Here is a 2,771-nt window from a genome sequence, read left to right as displayed (position 1 = left end):
CGCCGGTGCCAAAGTCCATGAGCGCCATCAATCGCAAGGCCAATAGCCAGCACGATGATGCCCAGTGGATTGATTCGTGGCGGGAATCTGAATTTTCCGGATAACAAGCCTGACGAGCCAGCAGGTAAGTGTCAAACCTCTTATGGTGTGAGAATGTAGACAAGTGTCAAAGCCTGTCTATGCCGTGGGGAGTGTCTCCCCGCCTGAAGCCCGGGAGATGCAAGATGTGGAAAGGCCCCTTTGGTGTGAATGACTCCGGTGCGGACAAGGCCAGCGCGTCCCTGACCGCCGAGGAGCGCCAGCGCCAGCATGCGCGCCAATTGAGTGCCCATGTGCGCGCCATGCGTGCCTTTTTCGAGGGCCCGGATGGGCAGGACATCCTGACGGCGGAGCGCGAGATGCTGTCGCCGCTGTTCGAGCGCTGCTTCGGTTTTCACAGCCTGAACCTGGGTCCGGGCGGCAATGACCTCCTGTCACTCTCCGCCATCCGCCATGCCATCCAATGGAGCCCCGAGGCGGCGCTTGCCGAGTCGCCTTCCACCTTGATCTGCCCGCTGACGCAGCTGGCTTTGCCGGACGAGAGCATGGATCTGGTGATGCTCCACCATCTGTTGGAGGTCGCGCCCGAGCCGCACCGTCTGCTGCGCGAGGCGGCCCGCGTCCTGCGCTCCAGTGGCTGTCTGGTCATCGTCGCCTGGCAGCCGTTATCCGGCGAGGGGCTGCTGCGTCTGGACCCGCGCCGTCGCCACATCACTCCCTGGGAGGGAAGCTGGCGGACGCCGGCGGCCCTGCGCGATTGGCTGGCCTTCGTGGATTTCGAGATCGAGCGTATCGACTATGCCGGCTTCCATCTGCCGGGGTTACGCCTGCGACACGGTTGGCTTGAACGCATGGGGCGCCGCTACAACCTGCCGCTGGGCAGCCTGATGTTGATACGGGCGCGGCGCAATGTCGGGTACGTGCAACCCTTGAATGCCAAGCGACCGCGAGTCGCCATCCCCGGTGTCTCCATCGGCCAGGCCACGCGGGTGCATTCCCGTGAGGGTCATGTGAAGCGTGAGTCGCGCAGAGATCTGTCTGAGCGCGGCTAGCTCGGCGGCTCGCTGCAGGGCTCCCTTTTCTTCAAGGCTTCAGTCTGACGGAAGCTGTAAAAAAACACAGGGACTTTGGCCATGCTGCATGCGAGTGGGTAGAATGGCGCTCATTGTGGCGAGGCCTGCTGTTGCCGCGGGAGCGCTACCGGAGAGTGATTGTCAGGGGCCGGTTTCCAAGCCCCGCCTCTGCGAGCCAGGCTTGCCCCTGTCGTGACAGCCAGCGCCGTCGCACTTGCCCGTCTTCGTTTCCTTTGTCGAGAGTGCCGTTTGTGAGCCAGAGTGCATCCACGTCCGAACCCCAGAATCCCTCCGCTGCTGCGACGTCCGAATCCAAGGCGGCGCCGACTCGCGTGGTCATCCACACCGATGGTGCCTGTCGTGGCAACCCGGGCCCGGGTGGCTGGGGCGCGATTCTGGTCAGTGGCAAGCATCGCAAGGAACTCAATGGCAGCGAGGCCCAGACGACCAACAATCGGATGGAGATGATGGCGGCGGTCGAGGCGCTCACGGCGCTCACCAAGCGCTGTCAGGTGGTGCTGTGGACCGACTCCGAATACGTCAAGAACGGCATCACCAAGTGGGTGCATGGCTGGGTCAAGCGCGGGTGGAAGACGGCAGCCAAGCAGCCGGTCAAGAATGAAGATCTGTGGAAGGCACTGCTGGCCCAGAGTGAGCGTCATGATATCGAGTGGCGCTGGGTCAAGGGTCATAGCGGCGATGAGGGCAACGAGCGCGCCGATGCGCTGGCCAACGAGGCCATCGACGAGATGCAGCGCCGCCGCTGAGTGCCTCGGCTGGCAGGTACACCGAGCGTGGTGGCCAGCCGTGTTTGAGCACGGACATGCAGGATCCGATATTGAGGCACCCTGATGCGCGGCCCGAAGCTTGAGGCAGATGCCGATCAGGGAGCTGTCACTGTTTACCAAGAGGTCTGAGATGCGTCAGATTATTCTCGATACCGAAACGACAGGTATCGATCCGAAGGAAGGCCATCGCCTGATCGAGATCGGCGCGGTGGAGATGATCAACCGCCGCCTGACCGGACGCACCTACCATCAGTACGTCAATCCTGAGCGCTTGATCGATGCAGAGGCGATCGGGGTTCACGGCATCACCGATGAGCGAGTCGCCAACGAGCCGGTCTTCGCCGAGATTGCCGATGCCTTCTGGGACTTCATCAAGGGTGCCCAGCTGGTCATCCACAATGCGCCCTTCGATGTGGGCTTCATCGATCACGAATTCGGGCTGATCAATCCCGGGCGTGCCAACCCGTTGGGCCCGGTCGCCGATCACTGCGCCATTCTCGATACCCTGAAGCTGGCCCGAGAGAAGCACCCCGGACAGCGCAACAACCTGGATGCGCTGTGCAAGCGCTACGATATCGACAACGGGCATCGTGTGCTGCACGGCGCCTTGCTGGATGCCGAGATTCTCGGCGACGTCTATCTGGCGATGACCGGTGGCCAGACGGCGCTGGGCCTGGACGTGATAGAGGAAGGCGATGGCGAGGAGGGCGGTATCGTCGGGGTTCGTCGCCTGCGTGCCGATCGCCCACGTCTGGTCACGCCTGGCCTTTCCGCGCTGGAACTTGAGCGTCACTCGGCCTGGTGTGAAGAGATTCGCGGCAAGGCGGATGAGTGCCTGTTCGATCGCCTCTCGATCGATGCACTGGGCAGT

Annotated in this window: 3 protein-coding genes; all 3 read left to right on the top strand. The window is 62.8% G+C overall.

What is annotated here, in order from left to right:
• Positions 1–224 precede the first annotated feature (224 nt).
• The gene (locus AC4FAH_RS13545) at positions 225–1,091 is read left to right on the top strand and encodes a class I SAM-dependent methyltransferase (RefSeq protein ID WP_347421314.1); all 867 of its coding nucleotides are present in this window, start codon (positions 225–227) and stop codon (positions 1,089–1,091) included.
• A gap of 353 nt (positions 1,092–1,444) precedes the next feature.
• Positions 1,445–1,879, top strand: a complete 435-nt coding sequence (gene rnhA / locus AC4FAH_RS13540) for a ribonuclease HI (protein WP_054556047.1) — start codon at positions 1,445–1,447, stop codon at positions 1,877–1,879.
• A gap of 151 nt (positions 1,880–2,030) precedes the next feature.
• Positions 2,031–2,771: DNA polymerase III subunit epsilon (dnaQ, locus tag AC4FAH_RS13535; protein ID WP_490246210.1), on the top strand; the 741-nt coding region annotated here is incomplete at its 3' end.

Source organism: Cobetia sp. (assembly GCF_983723665.1).
The sequence above is the reverse complement of the archived record's forward strand: the minus strand, read 5'-3'. Positions and strand labels throughout refer to the sequence as shown.